Raw genomic sequence first — 19,186 nt, forward strand, 5'->3', positions numbered from 1 at the left:
CCCCGCACGGAAAAGTGCCGCGCACTATTCCGTCGTGTCGTCATCGCCCTTTTCGGCGATATCCTGCAGGCGAACGAAATTAACGCCCTTTGCCTTTAGCGCTAGGATGCTGGCCGCTACCCCCTCACCCGCCGCGTGAGTCGGCTGATTGATATGGGAGATGATGACATCACCATCCCTCGCGGAGGCATATTGCTTTTCCACCATCTTGGCCGGCAGCAGCGACCCACTGTCGCCATTCACGGAATAGCCGGCAATCCGATAGCCCATGCCGCGGATCTGCATGATGGCAGCGGGTGTGTATTTCGCGGTCGCGCCGCGGAACCAGCGCGGCTGCGGGATGCCTGCGGCAGTCATCGCATCGGCGCCGCCCTGAACTTCCTGGGCGACCGCCTGCGGCGAACCGGCGGCGGCAATGCCATAGACCTTGGTCGGGACATCGACAGCCGGGATATGGTTCTGCCCGTGATTTTCCAGTTCGAAGAGATCGGGATGGGCAAGGAAAACCTTCAAAGCATCCGGATTGGTCCGAAGCCAGCGCGCGGTGACGAAGATGGTTGCCGGGATGCGCTGATCGACGAGCGTGCTCAAGATGCGCGGGTCCGTCTTGCCCATGCAGGCATCGAAGGTAAGTGCAATGCGGGGTGTGCCCTTGCCGGCACGATCGACGTGCAGATGTGGCTCGACGAGCTTGACCTTCGAAACCGGGGCCTTCGGCGGCAGCTGCGGCCAACCGGCAGGCGGCTGCTCCGGCTGGGCGGCAAAAGCAAGCTTTGCGGCAAACAAGAGCATGGATGTCAGCAAAAGGCGTTTCATCAGGCGGCCACCGGATCGATCAAGCAAACGAAATCTGGCGGCAGGAACATGATGCCATTCCCAGCCGCAATGCCCGCCATCATCCGGCAACACGCCGGAAATATGGCGGACCGGCGGCATTATGCCATTTCACATCGGAAATGCATCAGGCGTGAAACGGGCTTCAACCTCATCGCGTCTATGCTACGATTGATATGAGATTGGCGTGACACTATCTGCGTATTTTTCCGTGCTCCCAAAGAGAGACATGTATGAGTCGCGATCCCTATGAAGTTTTGGGCGTAAAGCGGGACGCCCCGCAAAAGGATATTCAAAGCGCCTATCGCAAGCTTGCCAAGAAGCTGCATCCAGACCTCAACCCCGGCGACAAGCAAGCCGAGGACAAGTTCAAGGAGGTCTCCTCAGCCTACGGCATCCTCGGCGACGAGCAGAAGCGTGCGCGATTCGACCGTGGCGAAATCGACAGCAGCGGCGCCGAACAGGCGCCGCGCAACTACTACCGCGATTATGCAGCGCAGGAAGGCCAGCGAGGCCGCTATCAGAATGCGGGCGGCTTTGCCGATTTTGGCGATTCCGACGATATATTTTCCAGCTTCTTCTCGCGGCGCAGCCGGGGCCAATCGCAAATGCAGGGTCAAGACCGTCACTATACGATGGAGGTCGATTTTCTCGACGCCATCAACGGCGCCAAGAAACAGATCAGCCTGCCGGACGGCCCCGCGCTGGACGTTCAGATTCCGCCGGGAACACGCGATGGGCAAACGCTTCGGCTGAAGGGTAAAGGTGATCCGGGCTTCAACGGCGGCAAGCCCGGCGATGCGCTGATCGCGGTGCATGTGCATCCGCACCGCTTCTATACCCGCGATGGCGACGATATCCGGCTGGAAGTGCCGATCTCGCTGGCCGAAGCTGTGCTCGGCGGCAAGATTCGCGTCCCGACGCCGTCTGGAGCTGTCACCGTCACGCTGCCGCCGAACTCCAATACGGGCAAGGTGTTGCGTTTGAAGGGCAAGGGCGCGCCCGTGCGCGGCAAAGACAATGGCGATGCCTATGTCTCGCTGAAGATCGTCCTCCCAGATGCGCCGGACCCCGAGCTGACGCGCTTCGTTTCCGAATGGGAGGCAGGCAAGGCGCAAGATCCCAGAAAGACCATGGGAGGATAAGCGATGAACGAGAACGAGTTTCGACTTCACCTCCAGATCGAAACCACGGTGTTGGAAGTCTGGATATCTCAGGGCTGGGTTGTCCCCGAAGTCACCGATCAGGGCCGCAACTTCCGTGACGCCGACATTGCCCGCGGCCGGCTCATCCTCGATCTCAGCAGCGCGATGGGCGTCAATGAGCCGGGCGTCGATGTCGTCATGGATCTGGTCGATCAGCTTCACAGCCTCAGAGCGACACTGCGCGACCTGACGGATGCCGTATGTCGGCAGCCGTCCAATATACAGGACCACATCCTGGCGGAGCTGACCCGTGTGGAATCGCTGAGACGGCGATAAGGCAGCGAGCTACCTCAGGATAGAACATGGCCGCCATGAAGTGATGTCCGGAGGCCCTTGGTGCTTCATCCGGACGCTCAATCGTAAAGATAATGCTCCTGCCAGGCGTCGCGCGGCACCTTGTCACCGATCTGATAGCTCAGATCGCGGACATGAATATGCTGCGGCCCGGTCACGCACGTGTATGAGAGGTGATACCAATCACCCTTGCTGCGAAAGACGGCGCCGGGCGCCTTCATGGCATCCGGCTGCATATCCGGATCGCCGAATGTATAGGCAATCACCTTGTCCGGCTTGAAACCCGTCTTGTCCGTGCCGATCCGCTTCATGGCCTCTGCGTCGCATGCCTGCTCCATTCGTTCCGAGGGATCGAGCTTCTCCAACTGCTTCTTGATAGCCGCATCAACGGCGAAGGCGGAGGTGGCAATACTAGCCAATGGAATCAGGATGGCGAAGAGTTTCAGCATGAAGACCGGTCCCTTGCATTGTTTTGGATTTGAGTGCGTTCGCTCCATCGGAGAAGGCTGACCGCCTTCGTGTCGACGCACTGTATGCCGACTTCGAGAAAGAATGTGGTCTCATCAAGGCAGCGCCGATGCGGGCTCCCGCAAGCTGCCAATTCGAGGGAGACTAATATCGGCTGCTTGCATGGAGCTTGAGGAACAGACTTGCCGCTTGAACCTCACGTCGCTGCCCTCTATTTCTCTCTTCACTTCACATCCGACTTTCACTCCAGAGAAAGCGCCCCTCGTGTCAGTTTTCAAGAACCTTCCCACTCCGCCTGCCGCTCCGAAAAAGCCGTTTACGGATACGCGTCACGGCATTACCCGCACCGACGATTATGCCTGGCTGCGGGCCGACAACTGGCAAGCCATGTTCAAGGACCCGTCGATCCTGGCGCCGGAAATCCGGTCGCATCTGGAGGCGGAGAACGCCTACATGAACGCCGCGATGGCGGACACGAAGGAGCTGCAGAAGGTTCTCTTCGGCGAAATGAAGGGCCGTATCAAGGAAGACGACAGCTCGATACCGATGAAGGATGGCCCCTATGCCTACGGCACGCTCTTCGTTACCGGCGGTGAGCAGCCCCACTTCTTCCGCGAACCGCGCAACGGCGGCGAACGCAAGCTGCTGCTGAATGGTGACAAGGAGAATGAGGGGAAATCCTATTTCCGTCTTTCAGGCCTCGATCATTCCTCCGATCACAGCCTCGGCATCTGGGGCTATGACGACAAGGGTTCTGAATATTTCACGCTGAAGATCCGCAATTTCGAGACCGGCGCAGATCTGCCCGACGTGATCGAGAATACCGGCGGCGACGCCGTCTGGGCGCCCGACGGCAAGAGCTTCTTCTACACGCTGCAGGACGAGAACCATCGTCCCTCGAAAATCTTCCATCACATCATCGGCACGCCGCAGTCGGACGACCGGCTCATCTATGAGGAGGAGGATCCGGGCTTCTTCATGGGCGTCGGCGGCTCGCTGCTCGACGATTACATCTTCATCGATATCCACGATCACGAGACCAGCGAATACCGCATCATCCCGACCTCGGATCTGACCGCCGAGCCCAAGATCGTGGCCGAGCGCGAAACCGAGATCGAATATGAGATCAGCGAAGGCGGCGACGTCTTCTACATTCTCACCAATGACGGCGACGCCAAGGATTTCAAGATCATGGAAGCGCCGGCGAAGAACCCAGGCAAGGAAAACTGGCGTGAAGTCGTGCCGCATAAGCCGGGCACGCTGATCCTCAGCCATCTCGCCTATGCCCGCCATCTCCTCTGGCTGGAGCGCAAGGACGGCCTGCCGCGCATCATCATCCGCGACCGTCGTACCGGCGAGGAACACGCGATCGCCTTCGAAGAGGAGGCCTATGCGCTCGGCCTGCAGGGTGCGGCAGAATACGATACGGATGTCATCCGCTTCTCCTACTCCTCGATGACGACGCCGAGCCAGCTCTACGACTACAATATGGTGACGCGCGAGCGCACCCTGCTGAAAACGCAGGAAGTGCCCTCTGGCCACAATCCGGAAGACTATGTGACGCGCCGCGTCTTCGCACCCGCTTGGGATGGCGAGACCGTGCCGGTAACGCTGCTTTATCGCAAGGACACGCCCCTCGACGGCTCAGCCCCTTGTCTGCTCTATGGTTACGGCGCCTATGGCGTCACCATCCCGGCCGGTTTCAACACCAATTGCCTGTCGCTTGCCGATCGCGGCTTCGTCTATGCCATCGCCCATATCCGCGGCGGCAAGGACAAGGGTTTTGCCTGGTACGAAGATGGCAAGATGGAAAAGAAGACCAATACCTTCAAGGACTTCATCGCAGCCGCCGACTATTTGAATCAGGAGAAGTTCACTTCTTACGCGAGGATCATTGCCGAGGGCGGATCGGCGGGCGGCATGCTGATGGGGGCCATCGCCAACATGGCGCCGGAGAAATTCGCCGGCATCATCGCCGCCGTGCCCTTCGTCGACGTGCTGAACACCATGCTCGACGACACTCTGCCGTTGACCCCTCCGGAATGGCCGGAATGGGGCAATCCGATCGAGAGCAAGGAAGAGTACGAGCAGATCGCCGCCTATAGTCCCTACGACAATGTCGCCGAGAAGCCCTACCCCCCGATCCTCGCGCTCGGTGGCCTCACCGATCCGCGCGTCACCTATTGGGAACCGGCAAAGTGGGCCGCCAAGCTGCGCGACAAGACGACGAGCGACGCGCCCATCCTGTTGAAGACGAACATGGATGCCGGCCATGGCGGCGCTTCCGGCCGCTTCCAGCGCCTGGAGGAAGTGGCGTTCGAATACGCCTTCGCCGTCAAGGTCGCTGAAAAGATGTAAACGGAACGGCGGGAGGAAACCATGACCGTCTTCGTCGCCCTGCTGCGTGCCGTCAATGTCGGCGGCACCGGCATGCTGTCCATGGCTGATCTCAAGGCGCTCTGCGAAGAGATCGGCTTCAAGGATGTGCGCACCTACATCCAGAGCGGCAATGTGGTCTTCCGCGCCGACGAGGACGAGATCACGGTGCAGGCTCGGCTTGAAAAGGCACTGGTGACCAAGATGGGCAAGTCTCCGGGCGTGATCCTACGCAGTCGCGAGGCTCTGGAAAGGGCGGCTGATAATTCGCCCTTCCCGCATACCAAGCCGAACTACCTGCTGGTGACTTTCCTACGGGAGGCGGCACCGGAGGATGCGCTCACCAGGCTCGTCGCACCCGGGGGCGAGGAAGTGCATATCACCGGCCGCGAAATCTACGTGCATTACCCCGATGGCTCCGGACGCTCGAAGCTGAAGCTGCCGGCCTTGAAGGCGGGCACGTCCAGAAATCTCAATACGGTGCGCAAGCTTGCGGAGATGGCGCGGGAACTGGAGGACAGCGGACTTTGAAATTGGCAACAGCAAAGCCGATTACGATATCCGCCTTGCGCCTCCCACGCACCGGCCCTACCTTAGGAGCATGAGCTCTCCTCTTCACGATGACACCGCGCTTCGGGCGCCGCCGATCGCCTTCGACAACAGCTACGCGCGCCTGCCGCCGCAGTTCTTTGCTGACCAGGCGCCGACCCCGGTCGCCGCGCCGCAGCTAATCAAATTCAACGAGGCGCTGGCGCGGGAACTCGGGCTGGATGTGGAGGCGCTCAAACAAAATGCGGCGGCAATCTTTTCGGGCAACGAGCTGCTGCCGGGATCGCAGCCGATCGCCATGGCCTATGCCGGCCATCAGTTCGGCAATTTCGTTCCGCAGCTTGGCGATGGCCGCGCGATCCTGCTTGGCGAGGTGAAGGATCGCAACGGCAAGCGCCGGGACATTCAGCTCAAGGGTCCGGGACCGACGCCGTTTTCCCGCCGCGGCGATGGGCGCGCGGCACTCGGGCCTGTTCTGCGCGAATATATCGTCAGCGAGGCCATGCATGCGTTCGGCATTCCGACGACGCGGGCGCTCGCAGCCGTGACGTCAGGAGAGCCTGTCTATCGCGAAGAGGTGCTGCCCGGTGCGGTATTTACCCGCGTGGCGGCGAGCCATATCCGCGTCGGCACCTTCCAGTTCTTTGCGGCGCGGGGCGATACGGAGAGTGTGCGGACCCTGGCGGATTACGTCATTGCCAGGCATTACCCGGAAATCAGAGATCGCAAAAACCCTTATCTTGCACTGCTAGAAGCCGTAGCCGATCGGCAAGCTTCATTGATCGCGCGCTGGCTCCATGTCGGCTTCATCCATGGGGTGATGAACACCGACAATATGACCGTATCGGGAGAGACGATCGATTTCGGTCCCTGCGCCTTCATGGATGCCTATGATCCGGCGACCGTGTTCTCGTCCATCGACCGCAACGGCCGCTATGCCTATGCCAACCAGCCGGCGATCGGCCAATGGAATCTTGCGCGCCTCGGCGAGACGCTGATCCCGCTGATCGACCCGTCCGTCGATGCGGCGATCGATCTGGCAAACACGGTCATCAAAGCCTATGGCGAACGCTTTCAGGCGTATTGGCTTGCCGGCATGCGCGCCAAGATTGGGCTTGTGAGCGAAGAGGACGACGATCTGGACCTGATCCAGTCGCTGCTGGCGACGATGCAGCAGCAGGGCGCTGATTTTACGCTCACCTTCCGCCGACTTGCGGCTCTCGCTGCAGACGAGGACGTGGCTGATTTCGCTGCCGCGTTCAACGGCCCGCAAGCAGCGGCACCTTGGCTCGAACGCTGGCGCGAGCGGCTTGCTCGCGATCCGCAGACGCCGGCAGCGCGATCGGCGGCGATGCGCAAGGTCAATCCGGCCTTCATTCCCCGCAATCACCGAATCGAACAGGCCATCGACGCTGCGGTCGAGGATGGTGATTTTTCGCTGTTCGAAGCGCTGCTGAAGGTGCTGGCAACTCCTTACCAGGATCAGCCTGCTTTTGCGCCTTACGCCGAGCCGCCATTGCCAACGGAACGGGTGCTTCAGACCTTCTGCGGCACCTGAGGAAACTTAACCGCACAAGCCCCGGACAGGCTTGCAGAGTCATCGTCGTCTCGACCCCCAGGGAGATATGACGATGAAAGTGCACAGCAGCACCCAAAATTATTTCAGCACGCCGATCCGCAGCCAGCAAAGCAGCGACAGTGACGACAGCACACCCTTCTCGCTGCCGGACGACGGCGACGGCCAGCAGGAGGATTCGCAGGGACCGTCCATCTCGTCCAGCGGCGTCCCCTCCTCGATTTCATCCGGCTTCTGGCTCAGCCAGTTTGGCAGCGCATCGTCTTCGACCTCGGGCGACGGTGGCGAGCAGGATAGCGTGGCGGCCGCGGACGGAAGCAGCTCGGCATCGTCAAGCGGGCAATCCGATCAGGACATTCTCGACGAGTTTGCCAAATGGGCGAACATGACGCCCGCGCAGAAGATCCGCGCGCAATATCTCGAGGCACATGGCCTGACGGAAGATTCGTTCAAGTCCTTGCCGGCCGACGAGCAGAAGGCAATCAACGACCAGATTGCCGATGAGATCAAGCAGAAGCTCGGAGCCGGCAACACTGATGATAGCGATCAGGAAACGGACAGCGCAGCTGCGGCATTGGCGCTGGTCTGAGTCAATTGCCAAACCACTTGAAGACGATACGGACCTGATTCACATCTTACTCTTATCATCTTGTTTTCATTAGCGATATCTCGCTATTGCCCGACCATGTCGACAACGATCTTGCCGATCTCGGCAAACACTGCCTCGACGTCCTTTGCAGGCGCGGTCGCCTCGGCAACAAAGGTCGTGACCAAGATCGCACCCCGGTCCGGCGGCCAGATGACGGCGATATCGGCATAGGAACCATTATTGCCCGTGCCGGTCTTATCGCCGACCTTCCAGTCCTTCGGCAGGCCGGCCCGCAAGCGATTATTTCCCGTCGTATTGGCGACGAGCCAGTTGACCAGCTGCTCCCTCGATGTGTCCGAGAGCGTATTGCCGAGTGTCAGAAGGCCGATCGAATCCAGCATCGCATCCGGCGTCGTCGTATCGCGTGGGTCGTCTTTTACGGCCTGATTGACATCCGGCTCGTTGCGATCAAGGCGGGTCTCGGTATCGCCTGTGGTGCGCAGCCACGAAGTCAAAGCCGCGGGTCCGCCGAAACTTTCGAGCAGAAGATTGCCGGCCGTATTGTCGCTCAGCGTGATTGCGGCTGCGCAGAGCTCGGCAATGGTCATGCCATCGCCGTCGGCGTGCTTTTCCGTTTCCGGCGAATAGGTGACGACCTTGTCCTTGCCGTAGGTGACGCGGCGGTCGAGCTTTTCCGTGCCCTGATCGACGCGCGCCAGCACGAAGCCGGCGGCGAGCGCCTTATAGGTGCTGCACAGCGGGAAATGCTCCTCCTCGCGGTGGCCAAGGGAAATATTGGTTTCGGTGTCGAGTACGGAGACGCCGAGGCGCCCGCCGGTCTTCTTTTCCAGATCGGCAAGCTGCTTGTCGACATCGTCGGACAGCTGCGAATTATCCTGCGTTCCGCTGCTGTCTTCCATTCCCTGGCCGCTGGCATCGGGTGCTGCCGAATTATCCGTTGTGGGCGGCATCTGTGGCGAGGCGCTGCTATTCTGGGCAAAGAGCGCGTCGGGTCCGAGCGTCAGGGCGGGAAGAAGCAGCGCCGAGCCAGCCATGAGGCGTCGGCGTGTGAGCAATGTGGACATATGAGAGGCCTCCAGCAGAATCGGCAGGTCTCGGGCTATGCGAGGAATATGGCAAGCCTCTGACCTTACCGATTGCTAGCGGATTCTATGCCGCCTTGTCGACGGTAACTTCGACCGTCACGTGCGAGAGCTCGTGGATCTCGGCAAGCCGCGCTTTGTAGAAGGACGGATCGCGCGAGACGGGCGTCGCGACCGCAACGATAGCCGCATGATGCCCAGGGCCCACCCGCCATACATGCAGATCGGTAATCCGATCCTCGTCCGTTTCGATCGCCTCGCGGATCTCCTCAGGCAGATCTTCACCGTGTGGGATAAAATCCAGGAGAACTGCGCCGGAGGCGCGCAGCAGACTCCAGGCCCATTGCAGGATGACCAGGCCGCCGACGATGCCCATGACGGGATCGAGGAAGGTCCAGCCGAAACGGCTTCCAAGCAGCAGGGCAGCGATGGCGAGAACCGAGGTCATCGCATCCGCGATGACATGGACGTAGACCGAGCGCAGATTGTTATCCCTGCCACCTTTTTGGCCATGATCATGATGGTGATCATCATGATGCTCATGATGATGGTCGTGATCGTGAGTATGGGCGTGGCCATGGCTGTGCCCGTGGCCGGCGTGACCGTGGTGATGATGGCTGTGATCGTCGCGCAGAAGCCATGCGCTGACCAGATTGACGATAAGGCCGATCACCGCGATCGCAATCGCCTCGCGGAAATTGATGGCCACGGGGTCGAGCAATCTCAAAATGCTCTCCCAGCCCATGATCAGTGCGATCAGTGCCAGCACGATGGCGCTGGCAAAGCCCGCGAGGTCGCCGAACTTGCCGGTGCCGAAGGTGAAGCGTGCATTATGCGCATGCCGGCGCGCGTAAAGATAGGCGAGCGCCGAAATCAGCATGGCGCTGACATGGGTCGACATATGCCAGCCATCGGCGAGCAGCGCCATCGAGCCGTAAATCGTGCCCGCGCCGATCTCGACCACCATCATGACCGCTGTGAGTGCGATAACGAGCCAGATGCGGCGTTCGTTGCGCTGGTGGTCGGAGCCTAGAAAAATATGGCTGTGGCCCATTTCGGAGGAAATACTCATGACATCACTCTCTTTTTGAACGCCTGAGGCCCGTCACCGCAGATAGGTCTTCAGCACGTCGGCTATCTCATCGACTGCCTGCCGGCGGGCCTCATCAGTTTCGGCATGCAGCACATGTTCATGCAGATGATCTTCCAACACTTCTCCGGTCAGCCCCGTCAGCGCACCGCGAATGGAGGCGAGGAGCTGCAAGATTTCCCCGCACGGCCGCTCGGCCTCGAGCGCGCGCTCCACCGCTTCCATCTGCCCCTTGAGGCGACGGACGCGCGAGAGAAGCTTGGCTTGCTGACGAATGGTATGGGACATCGTAGCCTCGATTTATAATATAGGGGGCTATACTATTTGTGATGATGAATTGGAAGCCAAATTTCGCGGCGACGACCGGACGATGAGGTGGCCGACAGTATCCCAGCCGGCGGTCACAGCTACCTGGCCTTGCAATTTCGACGAATGGCCTCATATATTGCTCTAGAGACTAGAGGTATTTGAGGCCATGCAATGCTGACCATCGGCGATCTATCCAGGCGGACCGGCGTGAAAGTGCCGACAATCCGCTACTACGAACAGATGGGCCTGATATCGGAGCCGGAACGCAGCGAAGGAAACCAGCGGCGTTACTCCAAAGCCGATCTTGAGCGCCTCGCCTTTATCAGGCATGGCCGCGACCTGGGCCTGACGATCGATGCCATCAAGGAGTTGATCTCGCTCAGCCAGCATCCGGACCGCCCCTGCGTCGGCGCCGACCGTATCGCCAAGGAGCATCTGGAGGACGTTCGCACCAAGATCGCACGACTGAAGAAGCTGGAGCATGAGCTGGAGCGCATCGTTTCGCATTGCGACGGCCATAGCATCGAAGACTGCTATGTCATCCGCGCACTCTCCGATCACGGCCTGTGCGAACACGAGCATTGAGGCCCCATTGACAAAAGCGCTGAACCAGATCATTGATGCGCCCATGATCACGCACGCGCTCCATAATTGCTCGTATTTTTGGCTGTACCTGTAACAGGCGGCCAAGACAGATCATATTGTCAACAAGCCGCCGTCAGGCGGCTTTGTTGTATCGGCAGCGTCCTGACGGCTCATTCAAAAAACAAGGACGCAAAATGCCATGCTAGACGATAGCGACATCTCACTTCTCCGCCCTCCGGTTCTGACCATCCGCAATGCCCAGCCACGCGACCTGCCTGAGCTCAACGACATGATCCGGCTGCTCGCCGCCCATCATGGCGACCCCTCCGGCACCACGCCCGAGCAGCTTGAGCGCGATCTCTTCGGTCCTATGCCGTGGATCACGGCGCTTGTTGCCGAAGGCGAACAGGGGCTGATCGGCTACGCCATCCTCGTGCCACTCTACAAGGCACAAGAGGGACAGCGAGGCATGGATCTGCACCATCTCTTCGTGCGCGACGGCCATCGCGGCCATGGCGTCGGGCAGCATCTCGTCGACCGCGCCCGCGATATCGCCCGCAAGGCGGGCTGCAGCTATCTTTCGGTCGGCGCTGCGACGGGGAATTTCCAGGCCCACCGCTTCTACGAAAACATGGATTTCAAGCCGCGTCCGGTCACTGGCATGCGCTACCTTCAGGCTCTGGCCTGATGCCGGCCTTTAAGAGGATCGCCATCCGACATTGATTTTTAGAGTGTTTCTGGTTTCGCGCATTCCGGACAGAAAACCGCTGCGCACTTTCCTGGAAATGCTTCAGTGATCGATGGCGATCCCGCGGCCTGCAAAGAACCTCTCGAACACCTCCAGCGGCATTTCGGCATTCTCGCGCGTCGCATCGACATGACCGGACGGATTGTGGAAGCGGATATTATTGCCGTCGATGGCCGTCACCAGCACCAGATGGCCACCCTTGGCCGGCGGCTCGGTCTCTGGCCAGCGGATCGAATGATGCACCGACGCGATGAAGAACTCCGATTGATCGAGGATATCAGCGATGTCGGCGACGGAAATGCCGGTGACGACGCGAGCATTCAGATCGAAGCGATCACGAACGAAGGGGACGAACGGCGCATAGATCAATCCCTTGATCCGGCCATCCGCCTCCTCGACATAGCCGCCATATTCCCGGCAACCCATGGCCAGATCCATGATCGGAATAGTTTTGCCGGTGCGGGCGGCGAGCACCATCTTCAGGCAGGCCATGCCGCAGAGATTGCCGGCCCAGCGCGCATAATCCTTGACGCTGCTTGCGCCGGATGACGCCCAAAGCGGGTCCTTCAGCAAGGCCGATTGTGCACCCTCGGCGACGACCGCCAGCGTCATGTCAGGCGTTTCCCATTGGCTGAAATAAGGAACCTTCCGCGCCACCCTTGCGTCCACGACCACACTCTCCTGTTGCCGAATCCGATGGCTACAAGCTTGACCGGAAATGCGCTAGAAAAATGGCTGTCGACTTCGATCTGCAACTGGAGATGCGACTTGGAACAGCGGTTCACATTCGATGGCGTCGCCAGCCTCTACAATGCTTCCCGCCCGCTCTATCCCGATGCGCTTTTTGCCGATGTCATCGATTTTGCCAGGCTGAAAGCCAAGGATCAGGTCCTCGAAGTCGGCTGCGGCACCGGACAAGCGACAGAGAGCTTTGCTCGCCGTGGCCTCTCGGTTCTCGCGCTTGATCCCGGCGCGGAACTGATTGCAGTTGCCCAGGAAAGATTGGCGGAATTTCCGCGAGTGCGGTTCGAGCAAACCACCTTCGAAGCATGGCCGGGCGAGCCGGAGAGCTTCGCGCTGATATTTGCGGCCCAATCCTTCCATTGGGTTTCGCCGGAACTGCGCTTCGTCAGGACGGCCGCCCTCCTCGCGCCGGAAGGAACACTCGCCGTCTTCGGCAATGTGCCGATGAAACCGGAACCGCCGCTGTCAGAAAAGTTCGCGGGGATCTACGCCCGCTATGCCCCGCAACTCGCCGGTCCGCCCGTGGAAGCCTGGTATCTGCCCGATGGTCCCTTTGCTCGGGAGTTGCTGCAGTCCGATTATTTCGAGGAACCAGTCCATCGCTCCTATCGCTGGAGCCGATCGCACACGGCACAAAGCTATACCGATCTCTTGCGGACGCTCTCGAGCTACCGGCTTTTGGCCGAGGATCAGCGGGAAGCGCTGCTTTCTGAGCTTGCCGATGCGATCAACGCGCATGGCGGGGCATTCGAGCTGCATTATGAAACGCATCTCTATCTCGCTAAGCGCTCGCACGCGGCTTGAGCATCTTGCGGCTTACTTCGCCGGCAGCGCCTTGAGATAGGCTGCAATCGCCTGGCGGTCGGCTGCAGGCAGATGCGCGATGTTCTGCTGGACTTCGGCCATCGAGCCGCCGGCGGAATCATAATCCGGGGTGAATCCGGTTTCGAGGTAATTGGCGATATCGCCGGCGCTCCAGCTGCCAATGGCCTTCGAACCGGGCGTGATATCCGGAATCTGGCCCTTGCCCTCCGGATTGGGTGCACCCGCCAGCCATTGGCCGCTCATGAAGCCACCGAGGCTGTCACGCGGCGTATGGCATTCGCCGCAATGGCCCGGCCCTTCCACAAGATACTGACCACGCTTGACCTTGTCGTCGGCGCTGGCAAGCACGACGCGCGGCTGATCGTTGAGATAAAGGAACTTCCAGCCGCCCAGCGCCAGCCGAATATTGAAGGGAAAGGGCAGCTCGTGCGGCGGCGCGACATTGCTGCTCTTCGGCAACGTCTTCAGGAAGGCCCAGAGATCGTTGATGTCCTTGTCGCCCATGCGGGTATAGGAGCCGTAGGGAAAGGACGGATAGAGATGTTCGCCGTTTTTACCGACGCCGCGCTTCATGGCATTGCCGAAATCGGCAAGCGTCCAGCTGCCAAGCCCCGCCTTCTCATCCGGCGAGATATTCGGGACATGGAAGGTGCCGAACGGGCTGGTAAGGGCGAGACCGCCCGAAAGCACCAGCTTGGCGTCGCCTTGCGCGCCGGGAGCGGCATGACAGCTCGTACAGCCGCCAGCCCAGAAGACCATCTCGCCGTTCTTGACATCTGGATCACCGAGATTGGCCCAATGACTCGCCGGCAAGGGCGACGGCGCGGTGATAACGTAAAACGCGCCGCTGCCGAGGATGATCACGCCGAAAAGGCAAAGCAGCCATCGAATAAACCGCGCCATCATTCCACCCCTTAGCCTTAGCTCCAAAACCAAAGAGGTCCGCAGCGGTTCTGCCGGTGCGGACGCCAAGATCGATTTTTGCCTTTACGCAATTCCGGACGGAAAACCGCTGCGCACTTTTCCTGGAATTGCTCTGGACGAGGCCGACCTACCGCTTAGTCTTTCTTGATGCGGTAGGCCTGATGACAGGCGCCACAGCTGCCGCCGAGGGTCTTCAGCGTCGCACCGACACCGGCCTTGTCGGCAGGAAGCTGGGCGAGCGCCGTCTCGGCATCGGTCGAAAGCTTGGCGGCATGCGCCTTGAAGTCATCGAGATTATCCCAGATCTTCGGATTGACCTCGGGATCGGTCTTGTCGCTCTGCGGGTTGAACTGATCCGGGAAGGCCTTGGCAGTTTCGGCGATCGTTGTCAGAGATGCCTTGACGATGTCGGCGTCATAGGGCTTGTCGCCCTTGGCAATCGCGCCGAGAGCACCCGCGGCGCCTCCGATCTTCTTCATCATGCCGATGCGGGAGTCATGCGTGCCGTCGGCCGCGACGACCGAACCCAGTGCGATGCCGGCCAGAGCCGTCGCCATCACAATCGCTTTCCACTTCATTTCGTTCTCCTACCTCTCCGAATGATCAAGACCGCCCAGGCGGCCTTGGCGCATGATTACGGCGACATGTTTGCCGGTTTCCTTTCCGGCAATGAAGTCACAAAGTGGTGAGAGCTGAGTGAAATCAGTGTCATACAATAGACACACGCATTCGCCTCATCAGCCCTCACGCCAATTTCAGGCCCTCCCATACCGTGAACACCGAAACTGCGACCAGCAACAACCCAGCCGCGCGGCCCGCGAGGACCGTTGCCTGCGGGTTGGCAACCAGCAGATCTCGGCTGCGCCCGGCAGTAATGGCAAGTCCGCCGTAAACGGCAAATTGGGTGGCGATGGTCATGGCTCCCATGATGACGGCCTGGATCCACATCGGGCCGTAATCCGGCTTCAGAAACTGCGGATACACGGCAAAGATGAAGAGATAGGCCTTGGGATTGATGAGGCAAGTGACCGCCCCCTGCCGGAAGGCTTTCCAGGCAGAACGGCTGCCGGCCGGTCCCTCGCCTCCCACCGTGATGGAACTGCGCATCAGCGTATAGCCGATGAAGGCCATATAGGCTCCGCCGATAACAAGCAGCGGATTGAAGAGAACGGGCACGAAATGCATCAGCAGGCCGATGCCGATGGCGCCGTTCAGAGAATGCACCGCGCCGCCCAGCATGATGCCGCCTGTCGCGGCAAGACCGCGATTGCTGCCGCCGGCCAGCGAATTGGCGAGCACGAACAGCATGTCCATGCCCGGTACGATGATGATGCCCAGAAGAAGGATGAAGAAGAGCCAGAGATTTTCTGCGTAACCCATGTCAGTTGCCTATCGAGCTCTCCATGGAAACAGGAGAGGAAATGGTTGATTTTCAAGTCGATAGGCAGTCTTATAAAATGAGCCAACTGACGGGGTATTGTCAGTAGCCTTCATCTTTGGGACAAGAAATGCGCAAGGCATCGCGCCTGTTCGAGATCATCCAGATCCTGCGGCTGGCGAAGCGGCCGGTGACGGGGGCCGATATTGCCGCCCGGCTGGAGGTGACGGTGCGTTCGGTTTATCGCGATATCGCCGCGTTGCAGGCGATGCGCGTGCCGATCGAGGGCGAACGCGGAATTGGGTATATCCTGCGGCCCGGCTTCGACCTGCCGCCGCTGATGTTCTCGATCGAAGAAATGGAAGCGATCGTGCTTTCGCTGGCGCTATTGGAGCGCACTGGCGACGCCGAACTCAAGCAGGCAGCCAAGCGCGTCACCGCCAAGATCGCCGGCGCGGTGCCGCCGCCGCTGCGCCAGACGCTCGATGCCAATGCGCTGCATGCCTGGGGCTTTGCAGCACCTTCGGCCGCGGCGATCGACCTCTCGCTGGTGCGTCGCGCCATTCGCGATGAGGAAAAGCTGGACCTCGCCTATCGCGACGAGCTCGGCCGCGCCACGGAACGCATCATCCGCCCGATCGCGCTGATCTACTATGCCGAAACCGCCAATATCGTTGCCTGGTGCGAGCTGCGTCAGGCCATCCGCAATTTCCGCAGCGACCGGATCGAAGGCTGCGAGGCGACGGGATTATGGTTCAAGGGCGAAGGCGACGGTTTGAGGCAGATCTGGGTGAATGGCTGGCAGACAAGCACCCCAGCCGCGGCCGGCTGAGGTGATAGAAAATTCAAGGATACGTTCGGACCTTAGACGAACATCCCGCCCGAGACTTCGATGCGTTGGCCATTGACCCAGCGATTGTCGTCCGACAGCAGCGAGGCGATCATCGGGCCGATATCGTCTGGCAGGCCAGCACGACCGAGCGCCGTCATGGAGGCGACCATCCTGTTGACCTCCGGATTGTCGCGAACAATGCCGCCGCTGAAATCCGTCTGGATCGCACCCGGCGCAACGGTATTGACGGCGATGCCGCGAGCGCCGAGCTCCTTGGCAAGATAGCGCGTCAGGACCTCCACTGCACCCTTCATCGCTGCATAAGCCGACGAGCCCGGATTGCTGAAACGGGCAAGACCGGAGGAAATATTGACGATGCGGCCACCATCCACGATGTACGGCAACAGCTTCTGCGTCAGGAAGAAGACGCCCTTGAGATGGACATTGTAGAGCTTGTCGAACTCGGCTTCCGTCGTTTCGGCGATGGAGGCGTGATAGGAGGTGCCGGCATTGTTGACGAGGAAATCGAAACGATCGCGGCCCCATACCTGCTGCAGCGCGCGGCCGACCTCGACAACGAAAGCGTCGAAGGAGGCCACATTGCCGGCATCGAGCCGTAGGGCCATGGCCTTTTGACCGAGCGCTTCGATCTCGGCTACGGCGCTATCAGCTTCTGCCCTATTTGAATTATAGGTCAGGATGGCATCGACACCGCGTTGGGCGAGATGAACGGCGGTGTTGCGACCGAGACCACGGCTGCCACCGGTGATGATCGCAATCTTTGTCTTTGATTTATCGATATTTTCAGTCGTCATTGCAGCGTCTCCAAGGAATGCTTGATGACGTAAAATTATGCCCGCAATGCCATTTCCTTGAATGCCGGAACTCTCGAATTTCTTGCCTATTCCTCCAACTGACTTGTCGAGCGGCAGCGCACTGCTATGATGACGCAATGGCACCCTGGCCCGGAGACCGCCGATGTCGTCAGCCCTTAAAGATGCGATCACGCAATTCATCGACGCCAGCGACGGCGGCGAGAACGGGCTGTTTTCGACCGGCATCGATGGCCTGCACATCATGCGTTCGACGGAACTGAAGATGCCGCATGCGATGGTCTACCGGCCGGCGCTCTGCGTCATCGTGCAGGGCGCAAAGCAATTGATGCTGAACGAAAGGGTGATCGACTATGCCGAGATGCAGGCGCTCATCATCAGCATAGAATTGCCCGCAGCCGGCAAGGTGGTTGAGGCCAGCGAGGAGAAGCCTTACATGGCAATCTCCCTCGAATTCGACGTCGGCATGATGCGCGAGGTGATGGAACAGCTCGACGCGCCGCCGAAGCCGACGGGCAGTGCCCGGCTCGGCATCTTTGTCGAGGATCTCAGTCAGCCGCTCGCCGATTGCCTTGTGCGATTGACCCGCCTGCTTGCAACGCCGAGCGCCATTCCGGTGCTCTATCCGGCGATCATGCGGGAAATCTGCTTTTGGCTGCTGACCGGCCCGAATGGCGGCGAGGTCTGCAAGCTGGTGCTGCCTGATGGACAGACCCGACGCATCGCCGACGCCATCCGCCTGTTGCGCGACAATTTCGCGGAGCCCGTGCGCATCGAGCAGCTGGCGGCGGCGGCACGGATGAGCCCCTCCTCCTTCCATCAGCATTTCAAGACGCTGACCTCGATGACCCCGCTGCAATATCAGAAGCAGATGCGGTTGCTCGAAGCTCGCCGCCTGATGGTCGCCGGCCAGGCCAATGTGGAGAGTGCTGCCTATCGCGTCGGCTATGAAAGTGCCTCGCAGTTCAGCCGCGAATATGCCCGCATGTTCGGCACGCCGCCGAAACGGGATGTGACCGAGATGCGGATGGCGGCGGAATAAGATTCAGCGCAGTGCCAGGGTTCTGCTTGTCTCGCGGCCAAAACCGCTGATCTCCAGCCGGTCCTCACAGACCGAGACAATCGCGTAGGCGCTCGTGTCTTCGGTGTCCACCATGCCCTTGAAGTTGACGAAGTAAGTGCCATCCGACACGCCGAAATTGCCGGCATGATTGTGACCGTTAAGATAAGCGACGACATGGTCATGCTCCGCCAAAAGAGCCAGCAAGCGGTCGCTGTTCAGGGCATTATGTCCATTCTCTGGGAAGACGGGATAGTGGTTCATGACGATGACCTTTTCGCCTGCCGCCTTTGCTTCCTTGAGTTTCGCGGCAAGCCAGTCATATTGTGTGTCGCCGATCGCCCCGTTCCAGCGCTGGCCGTTGAGCGCGCCGGCGATCTCTAGCGCCTTCATCAGATCCTTCGCCTCCTGCCGCCGCGGATCACCTTCCGGCGGGGCAAAGACGCTGATTTCATTGCCGTCGAGCGCGATGAAGCGATAACCGAAAAGGCTGAAATCGTAATAGGCCGACGACATGCCGACCCGCGCCGGCACCGTGCCGAGATGAGTGGGTGCCACGGCGAAATCATGGTTCCCGAGCAGAAAATACTTGCGATGACGCGAGGCTTCGTAGACCGGCAAAACGGCGTCGAAGCTCTTCCATTCGCGATCGATGATGTCACCAAGCGTGACGACGAAGGCGAGATCGTGCCGATTGAACTCCTCGATCGCCGCTCGAAGTTTGTCGAGACTGTTCGCGGGATAGCGATCGAGAGTGAGATTGGGCGCGAGATCGGCATATTGCGGATCGGCGATGACACCGAAGCGGAAAAGCGGCGCTGATGGCATTCAGCCTCCTGTGGCGATCTCCTGGGCCGCCAAGCG

The 19,186-nt window shown here is 60.1% G+C and carries 22 protein-coding genes; 11 read left to right on the forward strand and 11 right to left on the reverse strand.

Annotated elements, in window-relative coordinates; all coding sequences use genetic code 11:
* Positions 1 to 24: 24 nt before the first annotated feature.
* Positions 25 to 816 (reverse strand): polysaccharide deacetylase family protein, encoded by a 792-nt coding sequence (locus AC13QE_RS10380; RefSeq protein WP_488483569.1) that lies wholly within the window; start codon positions 814 to 816, stop codon positions 25 to 27.
* A 251-nt stretch (positions 817 to 1,067) separates the two neighbouring features.
* On the opposite strand from AC13QE_RS10380, the gene AC13QE_RS10385 reads away from it, so the two are divergent.
* Together AC13QE_RS10385 and AC13QE_RS10390 are read left to right on the forward strand one after the other, a co-directional pair.
* Entirely contained in the window at positions 1,068 to 1,979 is a 912-nt protein-coding gene (locus AC13QE_RS10385; protein WP_488483570.1) for a DnaJ C-terminal domain-containing protein, read from the forward strand.
* Positions 1,980 to 1,982: 3 nt separating this feature from the next.
* Complete coding sequence (locus AC13QE_RS10390; RefSeq protein ID WP_488483571.1) at positions 1,983 to 2,315, forward strand: chaperone modulator CbpM; 333 nt, start codon at positions 1,983 to 1,985, stop codon at positions 2,313 to 2,315.
* 77 nt (positions 2,316 to 2,392) lie between these two features.
* Here AC13QE_RS10390 and AC13QE_RS10395 read toward each other — a convergent pair whose 3' ends face one another.
* Positions 2,393 to 2,782, reverse strand: a complete 390-nt coding sequence (locus tag AC13QE_RS10395; protein ID WP_488483572.1) for a DUF930 domain-containing protein — start codon at positions 2,780 to 2,782, stop codon at positions 2,393 to 2,395.
* A gap of 283 nt (positions 2,783 to 3,065) precedes the next feature.
* Here AC13QE_RS10395 and AC13QE_RS10400 point away from each other — a divergent pair, with 283 nt between their 5' ends.
* The 4 genes from AC13QE_RS10400 (at position 3,066) to AC13QE_RS10415 (ending at position 7,891) form a co-directional block, all read left to right on the forward strand.
* The gene (locus tag AC13QE_RS10400) at positions 3,066 to 5,159 is read left to right on the forward strand and encodes a S9 family peptidase (protein WP_488483573.1); all 2,094 of its coding nucleotides are present in this window, start codon (positions 3,066 to 3,068) and stop codon (positions 5,157 to 5,159) included.
* Positions 5,160 to 5,180: 21 nt separating this feature from the next.
* The gene (locus AC13QE_RS10405; protein ID WP_488483574.1) at positions 5,181 to 5,708 is read left to right on the forward strand and encodes a DUF1697 domain-containing protein; all 528 of its coding nucleotides are present in this window, start codon (positions 5,181 to 5,183) and stop codon (positions 5,706 to 5,708) included.
* A gap of 70 nt (positions 5,709 to 5,778) precedes the next feature.
* On the forward strand, positions 5,779 to 7,284 hold the full coding sequence (locus AC13QE_RS10410; protein WP_488483575.1) for a protein adenylyltransferase SelO: 1,506 nt from the start codon (positions 5,779 to 5,781) through the stop codon (positions 7,282 to 7,284).
* Between the two features lie 73 nt (positions 7,285 to 7,357).
* Positions 7,358 to 7,891: a hypothetical protein gene (locus tag AC13QE_RS10415; RefSeq protein ID WP_488483576.1), complete on the forward strand. Its 534-nt coding sequence runs from the start codon at positions 7,358 to 7,360 to the stop codon at positions 7,889 to 7,891.
* A gap of 83 nt (positions 7,892 to 7,974) precedes the next feature.
* Here the strand turns inward: AC13QE_RS10415 and bla are convergent, their stop codons facing one another.
* The 3 genes from bla to dmeR all read right to left on the reverse strand — a co-directional run bounded on the left by bla (position 7,975) and on the right by dmeR (position 10,372).
* The gene (bla, locus tag AC13QE_RS10420) at positions 7,975 to 8,976 is read right to left on the reverse strand and encodes a class A beta-lactamase (RefSeq protein ID WP_488483577.1); all 1,002 of its coding nucleotides are present in this window, start codon (positions 8,974 to 8,976) and stop codon (positions 7,975 to 7,977) included.
* An 85-nt stretch (positions 8,977 to 9,061) separates the two neighbouring features.
* Positions 9,062 to 10,066, reverse strand: coding sequence for a CDF family Co(II)/Ni(II) efflux transporter DmeF (gene dmeF / locus AC13QE_RS10425; RefSeq protein WP_488483578.1), 1,005 nt, complete (start codon positions 10,064 to 10,066; stop codon positions 9,062 to 9,064).
* A 33-nt stretch (positions 10,067 to 10,099) separates the two neighbouring features.
* Positions 10,100 to 10,372: a Ni(II)/Co(II)-sensing transcriptional repressor DmeR gene (gene dmeR / locus AC13QE_RS10430; protein WP_488483579.1), complete on the reverse strand. Its 273-nt coding sequence runs from the start codon at positions 10,370 to 10,372 to the stop codon at positions 10,100 to 10,102.
* A gap of 192 nt (positions 10,373 to 10,564) precedes the next feature.
* Between dmeR and AC13QE_RS10435 the strand changes: the two genes are divergently transcribed.
* Positions 10,565 to 10,978, forward strand: coding sequence for a MerR family transcriptional regulator (locus tag AC13QE_RS10435; RefSeq protein WP_132716119.1), 414 nt, complete (start codon positions 10,565 to 10,567; stop codon positions 10,976 to 10,978).
* Between the two features lie 199 nt (positions 10,979 to 11,177).
* Positions 11,178 to 11,666, forward strand: coding sequence for a GNAT family N-acetyltransferase (locus tag AC13QE_RS10440; protein WP_112340329.1), 489 nt, complete (start codon positions 11,178 to 11,180; stop codon positions 11,664 to 11,666).
* Between the two features lie 102 nt (positions 11,667 to 11,768).
* On the opposite strand, the gene AC13QE_RS10445 is transcribed toward AC13QE_RS10440, so the two are convergent.
* Complete coding sequence (locus tag AC13QE_RS10445; protein WP_488483739.1) at positions 11,769 to 12,338, reverse strand: C39 family peptidase; 570 nt, start codon at positions 12,336 to 12,338, stop codon at positions 11,769 to 11,771.
* A 156-nt stretch (positions 12,339 to 12,494) separates the two neighbouring features.
* Here AC13QE_RS10445 and AC13QE_RS10450 point away from each other — a divergent pair, with 156 nt between their 5' ends.
* Positions 12,495 to 13,274, forward strand: coding sequence for a class I SAM-dependent methyltransferase (locus AC13QE_RS10450; RefSeq protein ID WP_488483580.1), 780 nt, complete (start codon positions 12,495 to 12,497; stop codon positions 13,272 to 13,274).
* Between the two features lie 12 nt (positions 13,275 to 13,286).
* On the opposite strand, the gene AC13QE_RS10455 is transcribed toward AC13QE_RS10450, so the two are convergent.
* The 3 genes from AC13QE_RS10455 to AC13QE_RS10465 form a co-directional block, all read right to left on the reverse strand.
* The gene (locus AC13QE_RS10455; protein ID WP_488483581.1) at positions 13,287 to 14,201 is read right to left on the reverse strand and encodes a c-type cytochrome; all 915 of its coding nucleotides are present in this window, start codon (positions 14,199 to 14,201) and stop codon (positions 13,287 to 13,289) included.
* 152 nt (positions 14,202 to 14,353) lie between these two features.
* Positions 14,354 to 14,797 carry a cytochrome c gene (locus AC13QE_RS10460; protein ID WP_132716115.1) on the reverse strand — a complete coding sequence of 148 codons (444 nt, stop codon included), beginning with the start codon at positions 14,795 to 14,797 and terminating at the stop codon, positions 14,354 to 14,356.
* Between the two features lie 166 nt (positions 14,798 to 14,963).
* On the reverse strand, positions 14,964 to 15,599 hold the full coding sequence (locus AC13QE_RS10465; RefSeq protein ID WP_488483582.1) for a LysE family translocator: 636 nt from the start codon (positions 15,597 to 15,599) through the stop codon (positions 14,964 to 14,966).
* A 128-nt stretch (positions 15,600 to 15,727) separates the two neighbouring features.
* Between AC13QE_RS10465 and AC13QE_RS10470 the strand changes: the two genes are divergently transcribed.
* Complete coding sequence (locus AC13QE_RS10470) at positions 15,728 to 16,429, forward strand: helix-turn-helix transcriptional regulator (RefSeq protein WP_488483583.1); 702 nt, start codon at positions 15,728 to 15,730, stop codon at positions 16,427 to 16,429.
* A 32-nt stretch (positions 16,430 to 16,461) separates the two neighbouring features.
* Here the strand turns inward: AC13QE_RS10470 and AC13QE_RS10475 are convergent, their stop codons facing one another.
* Positions 16,462 to 17,244, reverse strand: a complete 783-nt coding sequence (locus AC13QE_RS10475) for an SDR family NAD(P)-dependent oxidoreductase (protein WP_488483584.1) — start codon at positions 17,242 to 17,244, stop codon at positions 16,462 to 16,464.
* Positions 17,245 to 17,407: 163 nt separating this feature from the next.
* Here AC13QE_RS10475 and AC13QE_RS10480 point away from each other — a divergent pair, with 163 nt between their 5' ends.
* Positions 17,408 to 18,304, forward strand: coding sequence for an AraC family transcriptional regulator (locus AC13QE_RS10480; protein ID WP_488483585.1), 897 nt, complete (start codon positions 17,408 to 17,410; stop codon positions 18,302 to 18,304).
* Positions 18,305 to 18,307: 3 nt separating this feature from the next.
* On the opposite strand, the gene AC13QE_RS10485 is transcribed toward AC13QE_RS10480, so the two are convergent.
* A complete protein-coding gene (locus AC13QE_RS10485; RefSeq protein WP_488483586.1) occupies positions 18,308 to 19,150 on the reverse strand; it encodes a metallophosphoesterase in 843 nt (280 codons plus the stop codon).
* Positions 19,151 to 19,186 lie beyond the last annotated feature (36 nt).

Source organism: Martinezella sp. CNPSo 3957 (assembly GCF_057784395.1).

Bases quoted from the DNA above. Each gene is read 5' to 3' on its own strand.
- AC13QE_RS10380 (WP_488483569.1), bottom strand. From the start codon at position 816: ATGAAACGCCTTTTGCTGACATCCATGCTCTTGTTTGCCGCAAAGCTT.
- AC13QE_RS10385 (WP_488483570.1), top strand. From the start codon at position 1,068: ATGAGTCGCGATCCCTATGAAGTTTTGGGCGTAAAGCGGGACGCCCCG.
- AC13QE_RS10390 (WP_488483571.1), top strand. From the start codon at position 1,983: ATGAACGAGAACGAGTTTCGACTTCACCTCCAGATCGAAACCACGGTG.
- AC13QE_RS10395 (WP_488483572.1), bottom strand. From the start codon at position 2,782: ATGCTGAAACTCTTCGCCATCCTGATTCCATTGGCTAGTATTGCCACC.
- AC13QE_RS10405 (WP_488483574.1), top strand. From the start codon at position 5,181: ATGACCGTCTTCGTCGCCCTGCTGCGTGCCGTCAATGTCGGCGGCACC.
- AC13QE_RS10410 (WP_488483575.1), top strand. From the start codon at position 5,779: ATGAGCTCTCCTCTTCACGATGACACCGCGCTTCGGGCGCCGCCGATC.
- AC13QE_RS10415 (WP_488483576.1), top strand. From the start codon at position 7,358: ATGAAAGTGCACAGCAGCACCCAAAATTATTTCAGCACGCCGATCCGC.
- bla (WP_488483577.1), bottom strand. From the start codon at position 8,976: ATGTCCACATTGCTCACACGCCGACGCCTCATGGCTGGCTCGGCGCTG.
- dmeF (WP_488483578.1), bottom strand. From the start codon at position 10,066: ATGAGTATTTCCTCCGAAATGGGCCACAGCCATATTTTTCTAGGCTCC.
- dmeR (WP_488483579.1), bottom strand. From the start codon at position 10,372: ATGTCCCATACCATTCGTCAGCAAGCCAAGCTTCTCTCGCGCGTCCGT.
- AC13QE_RS10435 (WP_132716119.1), top strand. From the start codon at position 10,565: ATGCTGACCATCGGCGATCTATCCAGGCGGACCGGCGTGAAAGTGCCG.
- AC13QE_RS10440 (WP_112340329.1), top strand. From the start codon at position 11,178: ATGCTAGACGATAGCGACATCTCACTTCTCCGCCCTCCGGTTCTGACC.
- AC13QE_RS10445 (WP_488483739.1), bottom strand. From the start codon at position 12,338: ATGACGCTGGCGGTCGTCGCCGAGGGTGCACAATCGGCCTTGCTGAAG.
- AC13QE_RS10455 (WP_488483581.1), bottom strand. From the start codon at position 14,201: ATGATGGCGCGGTTTATTCGATGGCTGCTTTGCCTTTTCGGCGTGATC.
- AC13QE_RS10460 (WP_132716115.1), bottom strand. From the start codon at position 14,797: ATGAAGTGGAAAGCGATTGTGATGGCGACGGCTCTGGCCGGCATCGCA.
- AC13QE_RS10465 (WP_488483582.1), bottom strand. From the start codon at position 15,599: ATGGGTTACGCAGAAAATCTCTGGCTCTTCTTCATCCTTCTTCTGGGC.
- AC13QE_RS10470 (WP_488483583.1), top strand. From the start codon at position 15,728: ATGCGCAAGGCATCGCGCCTGTTCGAGATCATCCAGATCCTGCGGCTG.
- AC13QE_RS10475 (WP_488483584.1), bottom strand. From the start codon at position 17,244: ATGACGACTGAAAATATCGATAAATCAAAGACAAAGATTGCGATCATC.
- AC13QE_RS10480 (WP_488483585.1), top strand. From the start codon at position 17,408: ATGTCGTCAGCCCTTAAAGATGCGATCACGCAATTCATCGACGCCAGC.
- AC13QE_RS10485 (WP_488483586.1), bottom strand. From the start codon at position 19,150: ATGCCATCAGCGCCGCTTTTCCGCTTCGGTGTCATCGCCGATCCGCAA.